Genomic DNA, 16,855 nt, shown 5'->3' on the forward strand with positions numbered 1-16,855 from the left:
CTTATCAGCCTCAGATCGCTCGGTGAGCCGCTTGGTTTCAGTCGGGCGAGATGGTATCTAGTCCACCTCGGCCTCGTGGCCGCGGGCTTCCAGCCAGTCGCGCCGATCAGCGGCACGTTTTTTTGCCAGCAGCATGTCCAACAGCTCGTCAACGGCCTTGACGTTGCCATCGGCCTCGGCGGGATCGATGCCCAGCTGAACCAGGCGGCGCGTGTCGGGGGCCATGGTGGTCTCGCGCAGCTGTAGCGCGCTCATCTCGCCCAGGCCCTTGAAGCGCGTCACGCTGATCTTGCGCTTCTTGGTCTCGTTTTCCAGACGTTTGAGAATCGCATCGCGCTCGGGCCGGTCCAGGGCATAGAAGACGTCCTTGCCGGCATCGATACGAAACAGGGGCGGCATGGCCACATACACATGGCCCTGCTCGACCAGCGGCCGGAAATGCTTGACGAACAACGCGCACAAGAGTGTCGCGATATGCAGGCCGTCGGAGTCGGCATCGGCCAGGATACAGATCTTGTTATAGCGCAGCCGCTCGAGATGGGCCGCCCCCGGATCCAGCCCCAGTGCCACCGAGATATCGTGAATCTCGTTCGAGGCCATGATATCGCCGGCCTCGACCTCCCAGGCGTTCAAGATCTTGCCGCGCAGCGGCATCACGGCCTGGAAATTACGATCACGGGCCTGCTTGGCGCTGCCGCCGGCCGAATCCCCCTCGACCAGGAACAGCTCCGAGCGGGTCGGGTCATCGGTGACGCAATCGGTGAGCTTGCCGGGCAAGGCCGGGCCTTGGGTCACTTTCTTGCGCTTGACCTTCTTGGCTGAGCGCGCCCGTGCCTGGGCATTGCCGATAGTCTGGGCCGCCAGTGCCTCACCGGTGTCGGCGTGGCGGTTCAGCCATAGCGAGAACGCATCCTTGACCGCACCCGAGACAAAGCCACTGATATCGCGCGAGGACAGGCGCTCTTTTGTCTGGCCGGAGAACTGCGGATCGCCCATCTTGACCGACAGGACATACGTACAGCCGGACCAGACGTCTTCCGGCGCGATCTTCACGCCGCGCGGCAACAGATTACGAAACTCACAGAACTCGCGCACGGCCTCTGTCAACCCGGTGCGCAGGCCGTTGACATGGGTACCGCCGCCCGAGGTCGGGATCAGGTTCACATAGGACTCCGCCACCGCGTCGATACCCGGCTGGTCGGGCGCGATCCAGGTCAGCGCCCAATCCACGGTCTGGTCGGCCTCGGTTTCACCGCCCTTGAACGCCGGGCTGATGACGGTGTCGATACCGTCGAGCGCATCGGCCATGTAATCGGCCAGGCCGTCGGCGTATTGCCAGACGATATCCTCAGCGGCGGCTTCGTCGACGAAGCGCACCTTCAGGTTCGGGCAGAGCACCGCCTTGGCGCGCAGCAGATGCTTCAAGCGCGCGGTGGCGATACGCGGGCTGTCGAAATACGAGTCGTTCGGCCAGAAATGCAGCATCGTGCCGGTCTTGGATTTGGCACAGGCGCCCAGCTCGACCAGTTCGCTTGCCTTGTGGCCGTTTTCAAAACGCATCTCGTAATGCGTGCCACCGCGCCACACCTGAACGACGAGCTCGGTGGACAACGCGTTGACCACGGATACGCCCACGCCGTGCAGCCCGCCGGAATACTGATAGTTCTTCGATGAGAACTTGCCCCCGGCATGCAGGCGCGTGAGGATCAGCTCGACCCCGGAGACGCCGTGCTGGCTGTGGATGTCCACGGGCATGCCCCGCCCATCGTCGACCACCGACAGGCTGCCATCGGCATAGAGCGTGACCTCGATGGATTTGGCATGGCCGGCCAATGCCTCATCCACGCTGTTATCGATGACCTCCTGGGCCAGATGGTTCGGCCGGGAAGTCTCGGTGAACATACCCGGGCGCTTTCGAACCGGATCCAGCCCGGAGAGCACTTCGATATCGGCGGCATCGTACTGATTGGCCATAGCAAGTCGCAGACAGGCGTGATGGCTGGGCAAGGTAAGCCAGGCACCGATCGCTGGCAAGAAATCGTGCGGTTGGCCCAGGGCCTGTTGCCGTTTCATGCGAGCGCTGCTTTCGTCGAGAGTCCGCAGTGTGTCCTGCAAGGCGCGAGTCGCCGCATCGTGGCGTGCCACGATCAAGACTCGCCAGCGGCAGGGCGCCCATCTTCAATTTTTATGCGCGGCCCAACCCTTCGGGACAAGCGCCCTGAAATTAACGACACGTCGGCAATACAGCGTTCTAGCCCTCTTGCGCAGAATGACTGCGCGGCGCGGGCTACACCTCGTCTTGCCGCCCATAGTCAATTCCATGGAGCGCTTGGCGCGGGCTCGCATGAAACGGCAACAGGCCCTAACGCGGTTACAATCAGCACCGCCCCACCCCAGATCTATGCGAAACGCATCATGCAAGACAGTGACAACGCCCCCGAGACTGCCCCGGAAACCGATGCTCCCGGGCTGGCGGCTTTCGAATCCTCGATCGCCGAGTTGGAAACGCTGGTCGAGACACTGGAGTCCGGCGATGTGGCTCTTGAAGACGCCCTGGCCCGGTTCGAGCGCGGGATCACCTTGGCGCGCCAGTGCCAGACTATGCTCAAGACCGCGGAACTGCGGGTGGATCAACTATTGGGCGACGACGAAAACGCGCGCGTCGAGCCGCTGGATACCCGTGACCTCGACGCTTCCGGCGAGTCCACTCAATAAGAGACAACGCCGGACGCGCCACACTTGAAATACGCTCGGGCGGCACATATCAACGTTACAAGATATCTTCGCATCAGCCGCTGCGACCAAGCTCGGAATAAGCCGTGACACACGGTCGATACGTGTATCGAACAACCATGCATGGCACGGCGCGCGCTGCGTGATAATGTCTTCGAGTCAACGATTTCCGGCCCGGGCCACTCCCGCGTCAACGAGGTAGCAATGAGCGTAGAAAATACGACCTATTCCAGTCGCGCGCAGACCGCGCTGGCGACCAACAGCGTGCTCCGCAACACCTATATGCTGTTGTCGGCCACGCTGCTGTTTTCGGCGACGATCGCCGGCATCACCGCGGCCATGAATCTGCCTTATCCGGGCATGATCATCACGCTGGTGGGTTATTTCGGCCTGTTGTTCTTGACCAATGCCACCGCCAACAGCGGCTGGGGCATTGTCAGTGTCTTCGCGTTGACCGGCTTCATGGGCTATACGCTCGGGCCGATCATCAACATGTACCTGACCCAGTTCTCCAACGGCGCCGAACTGGTCACGATGGCCATGGGCGGTACAGGGGCCATCTTCGTGGGCATGTCGGCCTATGCGTTGATGTCCGGCAAACGCTTCAACCAGTGGGCCGGGATGCTGATGATCGGCATTGTGGTCGCGTTCGTGATGAGCATCATCGCGGTCGTGTTCTCAATCCCGGCGCTGTCGATGGCCGTGTCGTTCATGTTCGTGCTGCTCATGAGCGGGCTGATCGTCTACCAGACCGGCGAAATCGTCCACGGCGGCGAGACCAACTATATCCTGGCCACCGTCACCCTGTTCGTGACGATCTATAACCTGTTCCTGAGCCTGTTGCAGCTACTGGGTGTGTTTGCCGGCGACGAATAACACCAGCGCCATGCCCGAAGAAAGCCCGGTCGATTCGACCGGGCTTTTTCGTGTCTGGCGTTTCGGTTTGGGCTTGAGGCTTCGTTCTTTCAAGACTATCCGCAGATGGACGCCGATGAACGCAGATGTTGGCGGCGGGCCGAGGGGGCGCTAACGATGACGAGGCGCCAACGTGTACAGCGCTTCGTTTTCCGAAGACTATCCACAGATTACGCAGATGGCTGATCCAGCTCCTTGGCATCCCGATCGTTCGAGGCGCCACGATCTGCGTGGGCTTTGTGCGTCATAAAACAAAACCTCGAGAGATGTGGCGCCGCACAGCTGCTAAAGCCATAGCCGTCAACCGCCCAAATCTGCGCAATCTGTGAAATCTGCGGATAGTCTTGAAAGAACGAAGCCACCGAACCTGAAAGCCCCCTAACTATGCGGGCGAAACCAGCCCAGGGTTTCGTGCAGGCGCACGACTTCGCCGACAATCAACAGCGCGGGGCCCTTGGCCGAATCGGCGGCCACGCGCTCGGGCAGATCGGCCAGGGTGCCGGCTATGATGGTCTGGCGGGCGGTGGTGCCATCGATGATCATGGCTGCCGGCCAGTCGTCGGTCAGGCCGTGTTCGCGCAGGCGGTCACAGATCAGGGTCAGGTTGCGTCGGCCCATGAAGAAGACGACGGTTTGACCGGGCCGGGCCAGTTCGGCCCAGCCCAGTTTTAGCTCGCCGGCCTGGAGATGACCGGTCACGAATATTACAGACTGGGCATGATCACGATGGGTCAGCGGAATACCGGCATAGGCGGCACAGCCGTTGGCCGCGGTAATGCCGGGCACGATCTGGAAATCGATACCGGCCTCGGCCAGCCGGGTGATCTCCTCGCCGCCGCGGCCGAACACGAACGGGTCACCGCCTTTCAGGCGCAGCACCCGACGGCCCTGCTGGGCCAGCTCGACCATCAAGGTATTGATCCGCTCTTGGGGCAGCGTGTGGCGCTCGGCGCGCTTGCCGACATGCATCCGCTCGGCCTCGGGGGAGACGAGCGCCAGGATATCCGGCGAAAGCAGGCTGTCGTAGAGCACCACGTCGGCCCGCTGCATCAGCCGTAGCGCGCGGAACGTTAATAGATCCGGGTCGCCCGGGCCGCTGCCCACGAGATAGACCTCGCCGCGTGCGGCATGGGCTCCGTCCGTGTCGTGCAGGCGCTGATCAAGTGCATGCACGGCATCATCGTAGCGCCCGGCAAACACCTGTTCGGCGATCGGGCCCTCGAAGATCTCGTCCCAGAACGCGGCCCGTTTCTGACGTGGGATCCGGGCACGGACATCGTCGCGAAACCGGCGCGCCAGACTGGCCAGCTCACCATAGGCTCGCGGCGTGAGTGTTTCGATATGGGCGCGTATCCGTCGCGTCAGGCTGGGAGCGGCTGCGGCACTGGAAATCGCGATCTGTAGCGGCCCGCGCTCGACCAGTGCCGGCACGAAAAAATCGGAATCCTCGGCGTCATCTGCTCGCTGTACCCAGATCCCCTGACGACGGGCTGCTCGGGCGAGTTGATCGTTGACAGAGCGGTTGTCGGTCGCCGCAAAAACCAGCTGCATACCCGCAACGTCGGCCTCACGCACGTCCCGGCAATGCCACACCAGCGCGCCGGCCTCACCAGCTTCTACAAGCACAGGCAAGACATCCGGGGCGATGACGACGACACGCGCCCCGGTCTTGAGCAGGCGCTCGACCCGCCGGGCGGCAATACGCCCGCCGCCGGCGACCAGTACCGATCGTCCGGCCAATCGCAGCGTGATCGGATACGCGGCTGCTTCGAATGGCGCGTTGTCGCTATCGTCAGTCATGAAAACGAGATGCGATCAGGCATTGAGAGTCTTGGCGATCATACTGATCGCGATCAGTACCAGAAACACGGCGATAATCGGGCGCAGCGCCCGATCAGGCAACCGGCGCCCGAGACGTGTGCCGAGATAGATGCCGGGCAGCGAGCCGATCAGCAGTAGAAACAGCACGCCCAGATCGGTGGTGCCCAGCGCCAGATGCCCCAGGCCAGCGACCAGCGTCAGCGGCACAGCGTGGGCGATATCGGTTCCGACGATACGCACCGCCCGGGTGTTGGGATACAGAACCAACAGCATGGTGGTGCCCAGCACGCCCGCGCCCACCGACGACAGCGTGACGAGCATGCCCAGTGCCACGCCCCCGGCTACTGTGATCGCCGGTCGATAGCGCACCAGTCGCGCATGGCCGCCGTTCTGGAACACCGCGCGGTTCATCAACCAATGCACCAACCGTGCGCGCACGAAGGTCAGAACGCTGGTGATGATCATCGCCCCGGCAAGCACCAGCATCATCAGGTGCTGTACGCCCGGTGTCATGCCGATTTGATGCAGCACGGCCACGGTCAGCAGCGCAGCTGGAATACTGCCGCTGGCCATCAGCCCTACGACGCGCCAGTCCACGGTCTGTTGCCGGCCGTGTAGCCAAGTACCGAAGCTCTTGGTGCCGGCGGCATAGAGCAGATCCGTTCCCACGGCAGCCGAGGGCGCGAAGCCGAACAACAGAATCAGAAGCGGCGTCATCAAAGAGCCGCCGCCGACGCCGGTCATGCCGACAGCGGCGCCGACAACGAATCCGGCAATAGGAAAAGCGAACATCTATGATAGTTCCAGAACTGCGGCCAAGCCGCGAAAACAGGCGGCAAGGTAGCACTCGCGTTTCAATACTGAAAGTGATATGCAATCATTAGTTGATATCTTTTTAATATAAAAAAGCGTGAAAATCCGTCAGCTTGAATATATCCATGAAGTCGCTCGTCAAAAGCTCAACATCACCGCAGCCGCTCGGGTGCTACATACCTCACAACCGGGTATAAGCAAGCAGATCCGGCTGCTCGAGGAGGAGCTGGGGCTTTTGATCTTCGAGCGCAACGGCAAGCATCTGGACGGGATCACCCCGGCCGGTCAGCGTATTCTGGAAACCACGCGGCGCGTACTCTCGGAAGTCGACAATATCCATCGCACGGCCAGCGAGTTCGCCGATGCCGATCGGGGTTCACTGTGCGTGGCCACCACGCACACCCAGGCGCGTTATGCCCTGCCGGAGACGATCGCGGCGTTTCGCCAGAGCTATCCCAGGGTCTCGTTACACCTCAACCAGGGCGCCCCACCCCAGATTGCCAGCTGGGCCGCGGCCGGCGACGCGGATTTCGCGATCGCCACCGAGGCACTCGAGCATTTCGACGAGCTGATCATGCTGCCCTGCTATCACTGGAACCGCTGTGTGCTCGTACCACGCGATCACCCGCTGGCCGAAAACGGCCCCTTGACCGTCGAGGCGCTGGCCCAGCATCCGATCGTGACGTATACCTTCGGCTTCACCGGGCGCTCACATCTGGACCAGGCGTTCGCAGAGCACAGCATGACGCCGGATGTGGTGCTGACCGCGGTAGATGCTGATGTGATCAAGACATACGTGCGCCTCGGCCTCGGGGTGGGCGTTGTCGCCAACATGGCCTATGACCCGGCCCACGATGACGACCTCGTACGCCTGGATGCCAGTGATCTGTTCGCGGCCAGCACGACGCATATCGGGTTTCGGCGCAACCTGTTTCTGGCCGGTTACATGCGCCGATTCATTGCGATGTTCGCCCCGCATCTCACGCCGCAGGTCATCGACCGCGCGATCGAGGGCTATCCCGGGCCACGTTTCGATGATCTCATCGCCGAGCTCTGGCCCCGGTTGCCCACGCGCTGATGGTCTGCCCGGTGACCGGGCTCAGCCCGGCGCGGCGATGACTTCCAGGCCGCCCATGTAGGGCACCAGCACGTCGGGCACGCGCACGGTGCCATCGGCCTGCTGATAGTTCTCCAGCACGGCCACCAGGGCACGCCCGGCCGCCACACCCGAGCCGTTGAGGGTATGTAACAGGCGCGGCTTGCCGGATTCCGGATCGCGGTAGCGTGCGCCCATGCGCCGGGCCTGGAAATCCCGGGTATTGCTGATCGAGGAAATCTCGCGGTACGTATTCTGGCTGGGCAGCCAGACTTCCAGATCATAGGTGCGCGCCGCCGCGAACCCGATATCCCCGCCACAGAGATCTACCACCCGATACGCCAGCCCCAGGCCGGCCAGCACCGCCTCGGCCCGCGCCACCATGGCCTCGTGGCAGGCATCGGACTCGTCCGGATGGGCGATGTTGATCAGCTCGACCTTTTCGAACTGATGCTGGCGGATCATGCCGCGTACATCGCGCCCGGCGGCCCCGGCCTCAGCCCGGAAACACGGCGTATGCGCCACGTAGCGCAGCGGCAGGCGCTCAGGTGCCACGATCTCATCGCGCACCATGTTGGTCACCGGCACCTCGGCCGTGGGAATCAGGTAATAATCGGCCGGCTCGGTCAGGCGGAACAGATCGTCGCCGAACTTGGGCAGCTGGCCCGTGCCGTAAAGCGAGTCCGCGTTGACGATGTAAGGCACGTTGAGCTCGGTATAACCGACGTCAACATGGGCATCGATCATGTAGGTGATCAGCGCCCGGTGCAGGCGCGCCACCGCGCCCGAGAGCACTGTGAACCGCGCGCCGGTGATCTTGGCCCCGGCCGCCCCGTCGAGCCCGGCCAGGTGCTCACCGATCGCCACGTGATCTTTGATTTCGAAATCCAGGTGCGGGCGATCGCCGACCTCACGCAGCACGACGTTGTCGGCCTCGTCGTGGCCTTCGGGCATCGCCGGATCCGGCAGGTTGGGCAGGCCTTCGCGAACCGCGTCCTGCTCGGCCTGCACGGCCTCGAGCTCGGCCTTGGCGGCTTCGAGTTGCTCGCCCAGCCCGGCCACCGCGGCTTTCAGCGGCTCGATGTCCTCACCGGCGGCCTTGGCCTTGCCGATCGACTTGGAACGCTGGTTACGCTCGGCCTGGAGCTCTTCAGCACGTGTCTGCAGCGTCTTGCGGCGCGTGTCGAGGTCGCGATAGGCATCGGCGTCGAAGACGAATCCGCGCCGTGCGAGCTGGCGGGCGACCGCTTCCGGATCGTTTCGAAGAACACGAGGATCGAGCATGACGGATTGGTCGAGAGAGTGATCGCGCGCATTATAGTCGGGGTCTGGCGGCCCTGCAGGGCATGTTGTCGTTCAAGCGGAGAAGCGCGCTATCAGTCCCTGGCTCTTGATCACGGTCTCGCTGACCTATGTCAGCATCCTGTTCTATATCGCCTATCAGGGCGATCGACGCGGCCGGCTCAAGCGCCGGCCCGGGCCGCGGCCGGTCGTGTATTCCCTCTCGCTGGCGGTCTACTGCACGGCCTGGGCGTTCTACGGCAACGTGGGCGCGGCGGTCACCGACGGCTGGACCTACCTGGCGATCTATCTCGGGCCGATGATTTCGCTTGTGGTACTCATGCCCGTGCTGCGCAAGATGCTGGTGATCGCCAAGCAGCAGAACACCACCTCCATTGCCGATTTCATCGGCGCCCGCTACGGCAAGTCACAAAGCCTGGCCGCGCTGGTGGCCCTCGTCGCACTCGTTGTCGTGCTGCCGTATATCGCGCTCCAGCTCGACGCGATGACGATGTCGTTCAACACCATCGTGCACGGTTTCTATAGCCGCCCCCGATCGGATATCAAACTCTCTGGCTGGACGGATACCGGCCTGCTCGTGGCCAGCGTGATGGCGGTGTTCACCATCGCCTTCGGCACGCGACACGTGAATCCGCGCGAATCACACCAGGGCATCATTCGGGCGATCGCCTTTGAATCCCTGGTCAAACTGGGCGCGTTTCTGATCGTGGGCTTGTATGTCTGTTTCGTGATGTTCGCTGGGCCGGGCGATCTCATGCAACAGGCCCGCGGCCTGCCGGTTTTCACCGATCTGTTTGACGGCGCCCTGCTCACGCCGCGCTTCCTGACGGTGCTGTTTCTGGCGATGGCCGCGGTGCTGTGTCTGCCGCGCCAGTTCCACGTCGGCGTGGTCGAGAATACCGACCCCCACGATCTGCGCACCGCTCGCTGGCTGTTCCCGTCGTATCTGGCGCTCATGGCGATATTCGTCCTGCCGCTGGCGGCAGCCGGCACGGTTCTGTTCGGCGTGGAGACGGTCGAGCCGGACCGGTTCGTGCTCGCGCTTACGCTGGCCGCCAACAACGACTGGCTCACGCTGGTGACCTATGTCGGCGGCGTGTCGGCGGCCACCAGCATGGTCATCATGGCCACGATCACGCTGGCCACCATGCTGTGTAATGAAGTGGTCGTGCCGATCGCGCTGCGCCTGCCCGGGGTTCAGTTCGGTGCCGCCCATGATTTGAGCCGGGCGCTGCTGCGCACGCGGCGCGTGCTGATCGTGGTGATTCTACTCATGGCCTGGGGCGTGTATCGGCTGTTTGCCACCGGGGGCACGCTGGCCGGTATCGGCCTGCTTAGCATGTCGGGGGTCGCGCTTTTTCTGATTCCCATGATCGGCGGCATGTATCTGCGCCGTATCACCCGGCGCGGGGCGATGACCGGGCTGATCGCGGGGTTAATCGTCTGGCTGTATACGCTGATTCTGCCCACGGTGGCCGATCAGGGCTGGCTGACCTCGGCCTGGCTGGCCGACGGGCCGTTCAATATCGTGTGGCTGGCCCCGCATGCGCTGTTCGACACGCATTTCGAGGATGCACTGACCCACGGCGTGTTCTGGACGTTGATGGTTCAGCTGTTGGTCACCGTCGGTGTGTCGATGAATACGTCGGTGACGTTGATCGAGCGCGCACAGGCCGTGGCCTTCGTGAATCTGGGTCTGCGGCGGACCGAGCGCTCCGGCGAGGAGATCCGGCCACCGGCTATTCGGGTGGGTGAGCTGGAGGTGCTGCTACAACGCTTTCTGGGCCCGCAGTCGGCGCGGGCTGCGCTCAACGAATATGCCGGGCATCACGATCGTCAACTGCTGACCAACCAGATCGTCGATGCCTCGTTGCTGCAGTTTGCCGAACAGCGCCTGGCCGGCGTCGTGGGGAGTGCCTCGGCCCGGCTGATGCTGGCCTCGGGCCTGCGCCAGCGCGATCTGGCACTCGATGACATGGTGCGCCTGCTGGATCGCACGGCCGATGCCGTGCAGTTCAACCGTAACGTGCTGCAGGCCGCGCTCGAGAATATCGATCAGGGTATTTCGGTGGTCGATCAGGATCTGCGGCTGGTCGCCTGGAACACCCGGTATCTGGAATTGTTCGAATACCCGCCCGGTCTGGTGCGCACCGGGCGCCATATCGCGGATCTGATCCGTTTCAATGCGATGCGCGGTGAATGCGGGCCGGGCGGCGTAGAAGAGCATGTCCGCAAGCGTCTCGAGCACTTGCGTGAAGCCAAGCCGCACCAGTTCGAGCGGCACCGGCGCAATAACACGGTCGTGCAGATGACCGGCAACCCCATGCCCGGCGGCGGGTTCGTGACCACGTTCAACGACATCACCGAGTTCAAGCGCAACGAGGCGGCCCTCACGCGCATGAACGAAGAACTCGAGGCGCGTGTATCCGCCCGCACCGAAGAACTCTCGCGTGCCAATGCCGGCCTGCGGCGCGAGAACGAGCAGCGCGCGATCGCCCAGCGTGCCGCGCTCGACGCCCGGCGCGACGCCGAACGTGCCAATCTGTCGAAGACCCGGTTTCTGGCAGCGGCCAGTCACGATCTGTTGCAGCCATTGAACGCGGCCCGCCTGTTTGCGGCCGGCGCCGAGCACGGCAGTGCCGACACCCAGGGGGCGGCGCTGCGCCAGATCCAGTCCTCGCTGGAGGCCGCCCAGACGCTGCTGGAACCACTGCTGGATATTTCCAAAATCGATGCCGGCGCGTGGGACGTCAAGACGCAATCCTTTCCGCTATCGCGCATATTGACGCCGCTGACCGGCGAGTTCGAGGTGCTCGCACGCAATGCCGGGTTGACGCTGCATGCCGTGCCCACGCGGTGCTGGGTACGCAGTGACCCCAATCTGCTGCGGCGTATTCTGCAGAATTTCTTGTCTAACGCCGTGCGATATACCGAACGGGGCCGTGTGCTCATCGGTGTTCGACACCGCGCCTCCCAGGTGCGCATCGAAATCTGGGATACCGGGCCGGGTATCGAGTCCGATCAGCTGGCCTCGATCTTCGAGGAGTTCCAGCGTGGCAAATCCAGCCACGGCGCCGCCGAGCGCGGGCTGGGGCTGGGCTTGTCGCTGGCCGATCGCATGTCACGCCTGCTCGGGCATCGGATACAGGTCGACTCTGCTCCCGGCAAGGGCACGGTGTTTCGGCTGTACGTCGAGCGCGTGGCCCCGGAAAGCGATGCCCGCACGGCTGCCTCGCCGGCCACACTCGATCGCCCCCAGGTGAGAAACGCGCTGTGCGTGGACGACGATGCCGCATCCCTGGACGCACTGGTCGGTCTGCTGGAGCGCTGGGAGATCGATTGCATGACCGCCCCGCCCGAAGATGCCGGCGCGATCATGGCCGACGAGACGTTCGATGTCGCGATATTCGATCATGATCTCGGCGAAAACACCGATAACGGCCTGGAACAGATCGCGGGCCTGGTCGATCGCTGCCCCGACACCCGGTTTCTGTTGGTTACCGCCAATCGCGATCAGGCCATCGTCAAGCGTGCCGAGGCCCTGGGCACCGGCATCATTTACAAACCGATCGGCCCGGCCAAACTACGGGCGGCGATCACCGGCCCGCGGGTCGGCGGCGAGATCGAGATCTACTGACCGATGCCTGGTGGCGCCGGGTGGCTCACGACCCGTTGTTGCTGTTGAGCTCTCGACGGGCATAACTCTGCCAGTCGATTTCCAGGCTGCGGGCAGCGATCACGGCCTGCGTGCGGGTATGCACATCGAGCTTTCGCAGAATCGCGGTGATATGGGCCTTGACCGTGGCCTCGGAGATATCCAGATCGATGGCGATCTGCTTGTTGAGCAGGCCATCGGTCAGCATCATCAAAACCCGCTGCTGCTGCGGCGTGAGCGTGGCCAGGCGTTCAGTGAAATCATCCTTGGCCGCCTCGGCGTCTTGGGTGCCGGCCGGCACCCAGGTGCCGCCTGCCAACACCGTCTCGATCGCCTCGGCCATGACTTCCAGCGATGCCGATTTCGGAATGAAGCCGGCCGCGCCGTGCTCGATCGAAGCCTGGGCGACGCTGGCATCTTCATGGGCGGATACCACGATGACCGGCAGGCTGGCCGCGACACTGCGTGCGTGCACAAGCGAGGAATAGCCGCGCGCGCCCGGCATGTTGAGATCCAGCAATAACAGATCGGCCTGGCTGGCCGATGCGGCCAGCCACTTGTTGAGTTCCTCCACGCTGCCCACGGTGACAAGCTCTGGGGCGCCGAGCGCCTGTGTCACCGCCTGCGAAAGAGCCGTTCGAAACAGCGGATGATCGTCTGCTATGACGACCTTGCGTTGGCTTGTCGTCTTCGAACTGGCTGCCATAAGGACCCGCCTTCGCGAATGTTGGGATGATCGATCGGATATGCGACGTCCCGAGTATAGACCTTTTGCTCATTCCCAAGCCATGTGGCTTTTCTCATTGTGCACAAGACAACCGTTAATCGGATTGTCGCCGGTAGATGACGCTTTCGCGCAGATATACCGTTATGATCGTTGTATCCGACAACAGATCGATTGCCGGACTTCGGGGATTATCGTGACAGGGAGAAACACCATGATCAGCACGCCACGCCGGACGTGGATACTTGCCGTGGCCGGGGTTATCGCCTCGGTCAACGTCGCACACGCCGCAACGACCGACGAACTCGAAGCCCGCCTGGATCGCATGGAGCAGATGCTCCAGCAGACACGCAGCGAGCTTCAGGAACAAAAACAGGCCACCGCGAACGCACAGCGCGAAGCCGCAGCCGCGCGTCGTACCGCCCAGGCCACGCAAACCAGCAATCGCAAACAGGTCGTGTCGTCGGCCGAACCCGACGCCAAGATGCCGGCCAAGACATCGCCCAAGACGCCTGCCGATGAACCCATCGGCACGTTTCATATCGGTGAGAACACCACGGCGAAAATCGGCGGCTATATCAAGGCCGATACCAACTACTCGCATTACGAAAACGGCGACGTGGGTAAGCGTAACGAACTGTTCTATACCGTTGGTGGTATTCCAGTCGGCCCGGACAGCGACAAGAGCACCGACAGCACCCAGTTCACCGCGCAGCAGACACGCCTGCATCTGACCACATTGACCAAGCTCGGCGGGCACAAGATCAAGGGCTATATCGAAACCGATTTCTACGGCGATCAAGCCGAAGGCCAGGATCGCGTGGTCAACGACTACTCGCCGCGTCTGCGTCATGCCTATATCGAGCTGGACGATACATGGCTGTTCGGCCAGACATGGACGAACTTCATGGATATGAAGGCCTACCCGGAAACGCTGGATTTCATCGGCCCGACCGAAGGCCAGGTCTTCGTACGTCAGGCACAAATTCGCTACACGAAAGGCGGCTTCTCGGCAGCGCTCGAAAATCCGGAGACCACGTTCGAATTCGATTCGTTGCCGGATGAGCGGGTCACCCAGCCCACCAATAGCGATCATTACCCCGAACTCACCCTGGATTACACCGATACCGGCGATTACGGTCATTTCTCGGTCGGTGCCCTGGCCAAGACCGTGAGCAGTGATGGCGACTTCGACGTCGACGGCCTGCGCAACACCAACGACAAGGCCTTTGGTTACGGCCTGCGCCTATCCGGCAGCTTCAACCTTACCGAACAGGGCGACGCTTTCCTCTACCAGGGCTACTACGGCGACGGTATCGGGCGATACGTGGCGATCGGTGCCGTGCCCGCCGGTTATATCAACGACTCCGGCAACGTCGAAACCATCCGGGCCTACGGCGGCTACCTGGATTATCGCCATTACTGGTCCAAAACCTGGCGCTCGAACCTGGTTCTCGGCGGCATGGGCGTCGACAATCCGCGAGAGCTTCGTAATTCGTTGATCACCAAGCAGGCGGCCAGCGTGCATGCCAACCTGCTTTGGAACCCGGTGGATCCGCTCACCCTCGGCGGCGAGTATCTCTACGCCCAGCGCGAAGTCGAGAACGGCTTCGACGGTAACTTCAACCGCGTTCAGTTTTCGGCCAAGTACGATTTCTAGACCCCGGCTGAAACGGCATACGGCCCGCAGGCTTGCCTGCGGGCTTTTTCATGCACGACCGTTTTGCACATTGGCTGCACAACACCTAGCGTGAGCATATTAATCACCTGGAGGGCCGACATGGCCGCCACGCATCTCGTTTTTGATGTCAACGAAACACTGCTTGATCTCTCCCCGCTCGATGACGTATTCGCCGATCTGTTCGGTGACGCTGCAATGCGCGGCGTCTGGTTCCAGCGTCTTCTACACTGGTCTACGGTCACCACGCTAACCGGCGAATTCATGGATTTCGGCGTGCTCGCAGGTCATTGCCTGGATCAACTGGCCGATATGCATGATGTATCGCTGGCCGACGATCAGCGCGCGCGGGTCTTCAGCACCATTGGCACTCTGTCGCCGCACGCGGATGTCGTCGCCGCGCTGGAAACACTCAAGTCCGCCGGTTTTTCGCTCACCGCGCTGACCAACTCGGCGCAGAAGACGGTAGACGCCCAATTCGCCAATGCCGGGCTGACACGCCTGTTCGATCACGTGCTCTCGGTTGATACCGCACGTTGCTACAAGCCACACCCGGATGCCTACGATGTTGCAGTGGATGCCCTTGGCGTGACCCCTGATCAATTACGCCTCGTTGCCGCCCACGACTGGGACGTTACCGGTGCCATGCGGGCCGGCCTGAAGGCCGCGTTTGTCGCACGTGGCAAGGCAACGCTTAGCCCGGCCGGCGAGCGCCCGGATGTTGTGGGCGAAGATCTAGCCGATGTCGCACAGCAGATCATCGCGGTCGACGGCGCTTAGGCTTTGGAATCAGACGGATTCGCGGCCTGCTCGTCGAGCTCGCGTAGTCGCGCGAGCTTGTCGCCAATCTTGATTTCCAGGCCGCGAGGCAGCGGCTCGTAGTAGCGCGTGCCCACCAGCGCGTCTGGCAGATAGGTCTCACCGGCGACGTAGCCCTCGGCCTGGCCATGTGCCGAGCGATATCCTTCGCCGTGGCCGAGTTCTTTCATCAGGCCCGTCGGGGCGTTGCGGATATGCATGGGCACATCGAGTGTGCCTTTATTCCTGGCATCCGCCCAGGCAGCGTTGAAGGCGGCGTAGACGGCGTTGGATTTCGGCGCACAGGCCAGATAGACCGCAGCTTGGGCCAGCGCCAGCTCGCCCTCGGGGCTGCCCAGACGCTCGTACGATTCCCAGGCATCTAGCGCGATACGCAGCGCCCGCGGGTCGGCGTTGCCGATATCCTCGCTGGCCATCCGGGTCAAGCGGCGCGCGACATAGCGTGGGTCACAGCCAGCTTCGAGCATGCGCGATAGCCAATACAGCATGGCATCAGGATCACTGCCGCGCATGCTCTTGTGCATGGCCGACATCTGGTCATAGAAATAATCCCCGCCCTTGTCGAAGCGGCGCACGCCCTCGCGCAGCACCTCATCGAGCTCGTCCTGGGTGATCGTTTTATCATCCCGGCCGGCCGCGATATCCCCGGCAAGCTCAAGCAGGTTCAGAGCCCGGCGCGCATCTCCGTCGGCGCGTACGGCAAGCTGCTCGCGCAGTGCGTCATCCATAACGAGATCATGGCTAGCCAAGCCACGCTCGGGGTCGCTTAACGCGCGGTCGATAAGCTCACGAATCACGCCTGCGTCGAGGCTGCGCAACACATAGGTCCGTGTGCGTGAGAGCAGCGCGTTATTGACCTCGAACGACGGGTTCTCGGTCGTCGCCCCCACAAGCGTGACAGTGCCATCCTCGACGTAAGGCAGCAGCCCGTCCTGTTGTGCCTTGTTGAAACGATGCACTTCGTCAACGAACAGCAAAGTGGCCGTACCGTCGGCGCTGTGTGCCTGGCGTGCGTCAGCCACGGCGGCGCGGATGTCTTTTACCCCCGCCATGACGGCCGAGATCTGAACAAAGCGCATATCCACGCGGGCTGCCAATAGACGCGCCAACGTGGTCTTGCCGGTGCCCGGCGGCCCCCAGAGAATCATCGAATGGATCCGGCCGGCCGCAAGCGCGCGGGCCAGCGGCTTGTCCGCGGCCAGTATATGCGTCTGCCCGGCGTACTCATCCAGGGAGGCCGGGCGCATGCGATCGGCCAACGGCCGGTTATCAGGCCTTTTATCCGGCATGGGCGCGTCT

General features: G+C 62.8%; 12 protein-coding genes. 6 read left to right on the plus strand and 6 right to left on the minus strand.

The features are described 5' to 3' along the window. Window positions 1–57: 57 nt before the first annotated feature. Window positions 58–1,974, minus strand: coding sequence for a DNA topoisomerase IV subunit B (gene parE, locus SAJA_RS11290; RefSeq protein ID WP_123658801.1), 1,917 nt, complete (start codon window positions 1,972–1,974; stop codon window positions 58–60). Between the two features lie 441 nt (window positions 1,975–2,415). On the opposite strand from parE, the gene SAJA_RS11295 reads away from it, so the two are divergent. Both SAJA_RS11295 and SAJA_RS11300 read left to right on the plus strand, forming a co-directional pair. Next, on the plus strand, window positions 2,416–2,715 hold the full coding sequence (locus tag SAJA_RS11295) for an exodeoxyribonuclease VII small subunit (RefSeq protein WP_123658783.1): 300 nt from the start codon (window positions 2,416–2,418) through the stop codon (window positions 2,713–2,715). Between the two features lie 222 nt (window positions 2,716–2,937). Continuing rightward, on the plus strand, window positions 2,938–3,609 hold the full coding sequence (locus SAJA_RS11300) for a Bax inhibitor-1/YccA family protein (RefSeq protein ID WP_123658784.1): 672 nt from the start codon (window positions 2,938–2,940) through the stop codon (window positions 3,607–3,609). Window positions 3,610–4,026: 417 nt separating this feature from the next. On the opposite strand, the gene cysG is transcribed toward SAJA_RS11300, so the two are convergent. Together cysG and SAJA_RS11310 are read right to left on the minus strand one after the other, a co-directional pair. Beyond that, a complete protein-coding gene (gene cysG / locus SAJA_RS11305; protein ID WP_123658785.1) occupies window positions 4,027–5,448 on the minus strand; it encodes a siroheme synthase CysG in 1,422 nt (473 codons plus the stop codon). A 15-nt stretch (window positions 5,449–5,463) separates the two neighbouring features. Continuing rightward, window positions 5,464–6,261 (minus strand): sulfite exporter TauE/SafE family protein, encoded by a 798-nt coding sequence (locus SAJA_RS11310; RefSeq protein ID WP_123658786.1) that lies wholly within the window; start codon window positions 6,259–6,261, stop codon window positions 5,464–5,466. Between the two features lie 118 nt (window positions 6,262–6,379). Between SAJA_RS11310 and cysB the strand changes: the two genes are divergently transcribed. Beyond that, the gene (gene cysB / locus SAJA_RS11315; RefSeq protein WP_123658787.1) at window positions 6,380–7,360 is read left to right on the plus strand and encodes an HTH-type transcriptional regulator CysB; all 981 of its coding nucleotides are present in this window, start codon (window positions 6,380–6,382) and stop codon (window positions 7,358–7,360) included. 21 nt (window positions 7,361–7,381) lie between these two features. Here the strand turns inward: cysB and serS are convergent, their stop codons facing one another. After that, window positions 7,382–8,662 (minus strand): serine--tRNA ligase, encoded by a 1,281-nt coding sequence (serS, locus tag SAJA_RS11320; protein ID WP_123658788.1) that lies wholly within the window; start codon window positions 8,660–8,662, stop codon window positions 7,382–7,384. Between the two features lie 106 nt (window positions 8,663–8,768). Between serS and SAJA_RS11325 the strand changes: the two genes are divergently transcribed. Next, the gene (locus SAJA_RS11325) at window positions 8,769–12,317 is read left to right on the plus strand and encodes a PAS domain-containing hybrid sensor histidine kinase/response regulator (RefSeq protein WP_123658789.1); all 3,549 of its coding nucleotides are present in this window, start codon (window positions 8,769–8,771) and stop codon (window positions 12,315–12,317) included. Between the two features lie 25 nt (window positions 12,318–12,342). Here SAJA_RS11325 and SAJA_RS11330 read toward each other — a convergent pair whose 3' ends face one another. Further along, window positions 12,343–13,041: a response regulator gene (locus tag SAJA_RS11330; protein ID WP_123658790.1), complete on the minus strand. Its 699-nt coding sequence runs from the start codon at window positions 13,039–13,041 to the stop codon at window positions 12,343–12,345. A gap of 232 nt (window positions 13,042–13,273) precedes the next feature. Here SAJA_RS11330 and SAJA_RS11335 point away from each other — a divergent pair, with 232 nt between their 5' ends. Together SAJA_RS11335 and SAJA_RS11340 are read left to right on the plus strand one after the other, a co-directional pair. Continuing rightward, a complete protein-coding gene (locus SAJA_RS11335) occupies window positions 13,274–14,719 on the plus strand; it encodes a DcaP family trimeric outer membrane transporter (RefSeq protein ID WP_123658791.1) in 1,446 nt (481 codons plus the stop codon). A 120-nt stretch (window positions 14,720–14,839) separates the two neighbouring features. Further along, the gene (locus tag SAJA_RS11340; protein WP_123658792.1) at window positions 14,840–15,517 is read left to right on the plus strand and encodes a haloacid dehalogenase type II; all 678 of its coding nucleotides are present in this window, start codon (window positions 14,840–14,842) and stop codon (window positions 15,515–15,517) included. Here SAJA_RS11340 and SAJA_RS11345 read toward each other — a convergent pair. Continuing rightward, window positions 15,514–16,845, minus strand: a complete 1,332-nt coding sequence (locus tag SAJA_RS11345; protein WP_123658793.1) for a replication-associated recombination protein A — start codon at window positions 16,843–16,845, stop codon at window positions 15,514–15,516. The genes SAJA_RS11340 and SAJA_RS11345 overlap by 4 nt on opposite strands. Window positions 16,846–16,855: the final 10 nt, after the last annotated feature.

The organism is Salinisphaera japonica YTM-1, from assembly GCF_003788585.1.
Taxonomy (GTDB): Bacteria; Pseudomonadota; Gammaproteobacteria; order Nevskiales; family Salinisphaeraceae; genus Salinisphaera; species Salinisphaera japonica.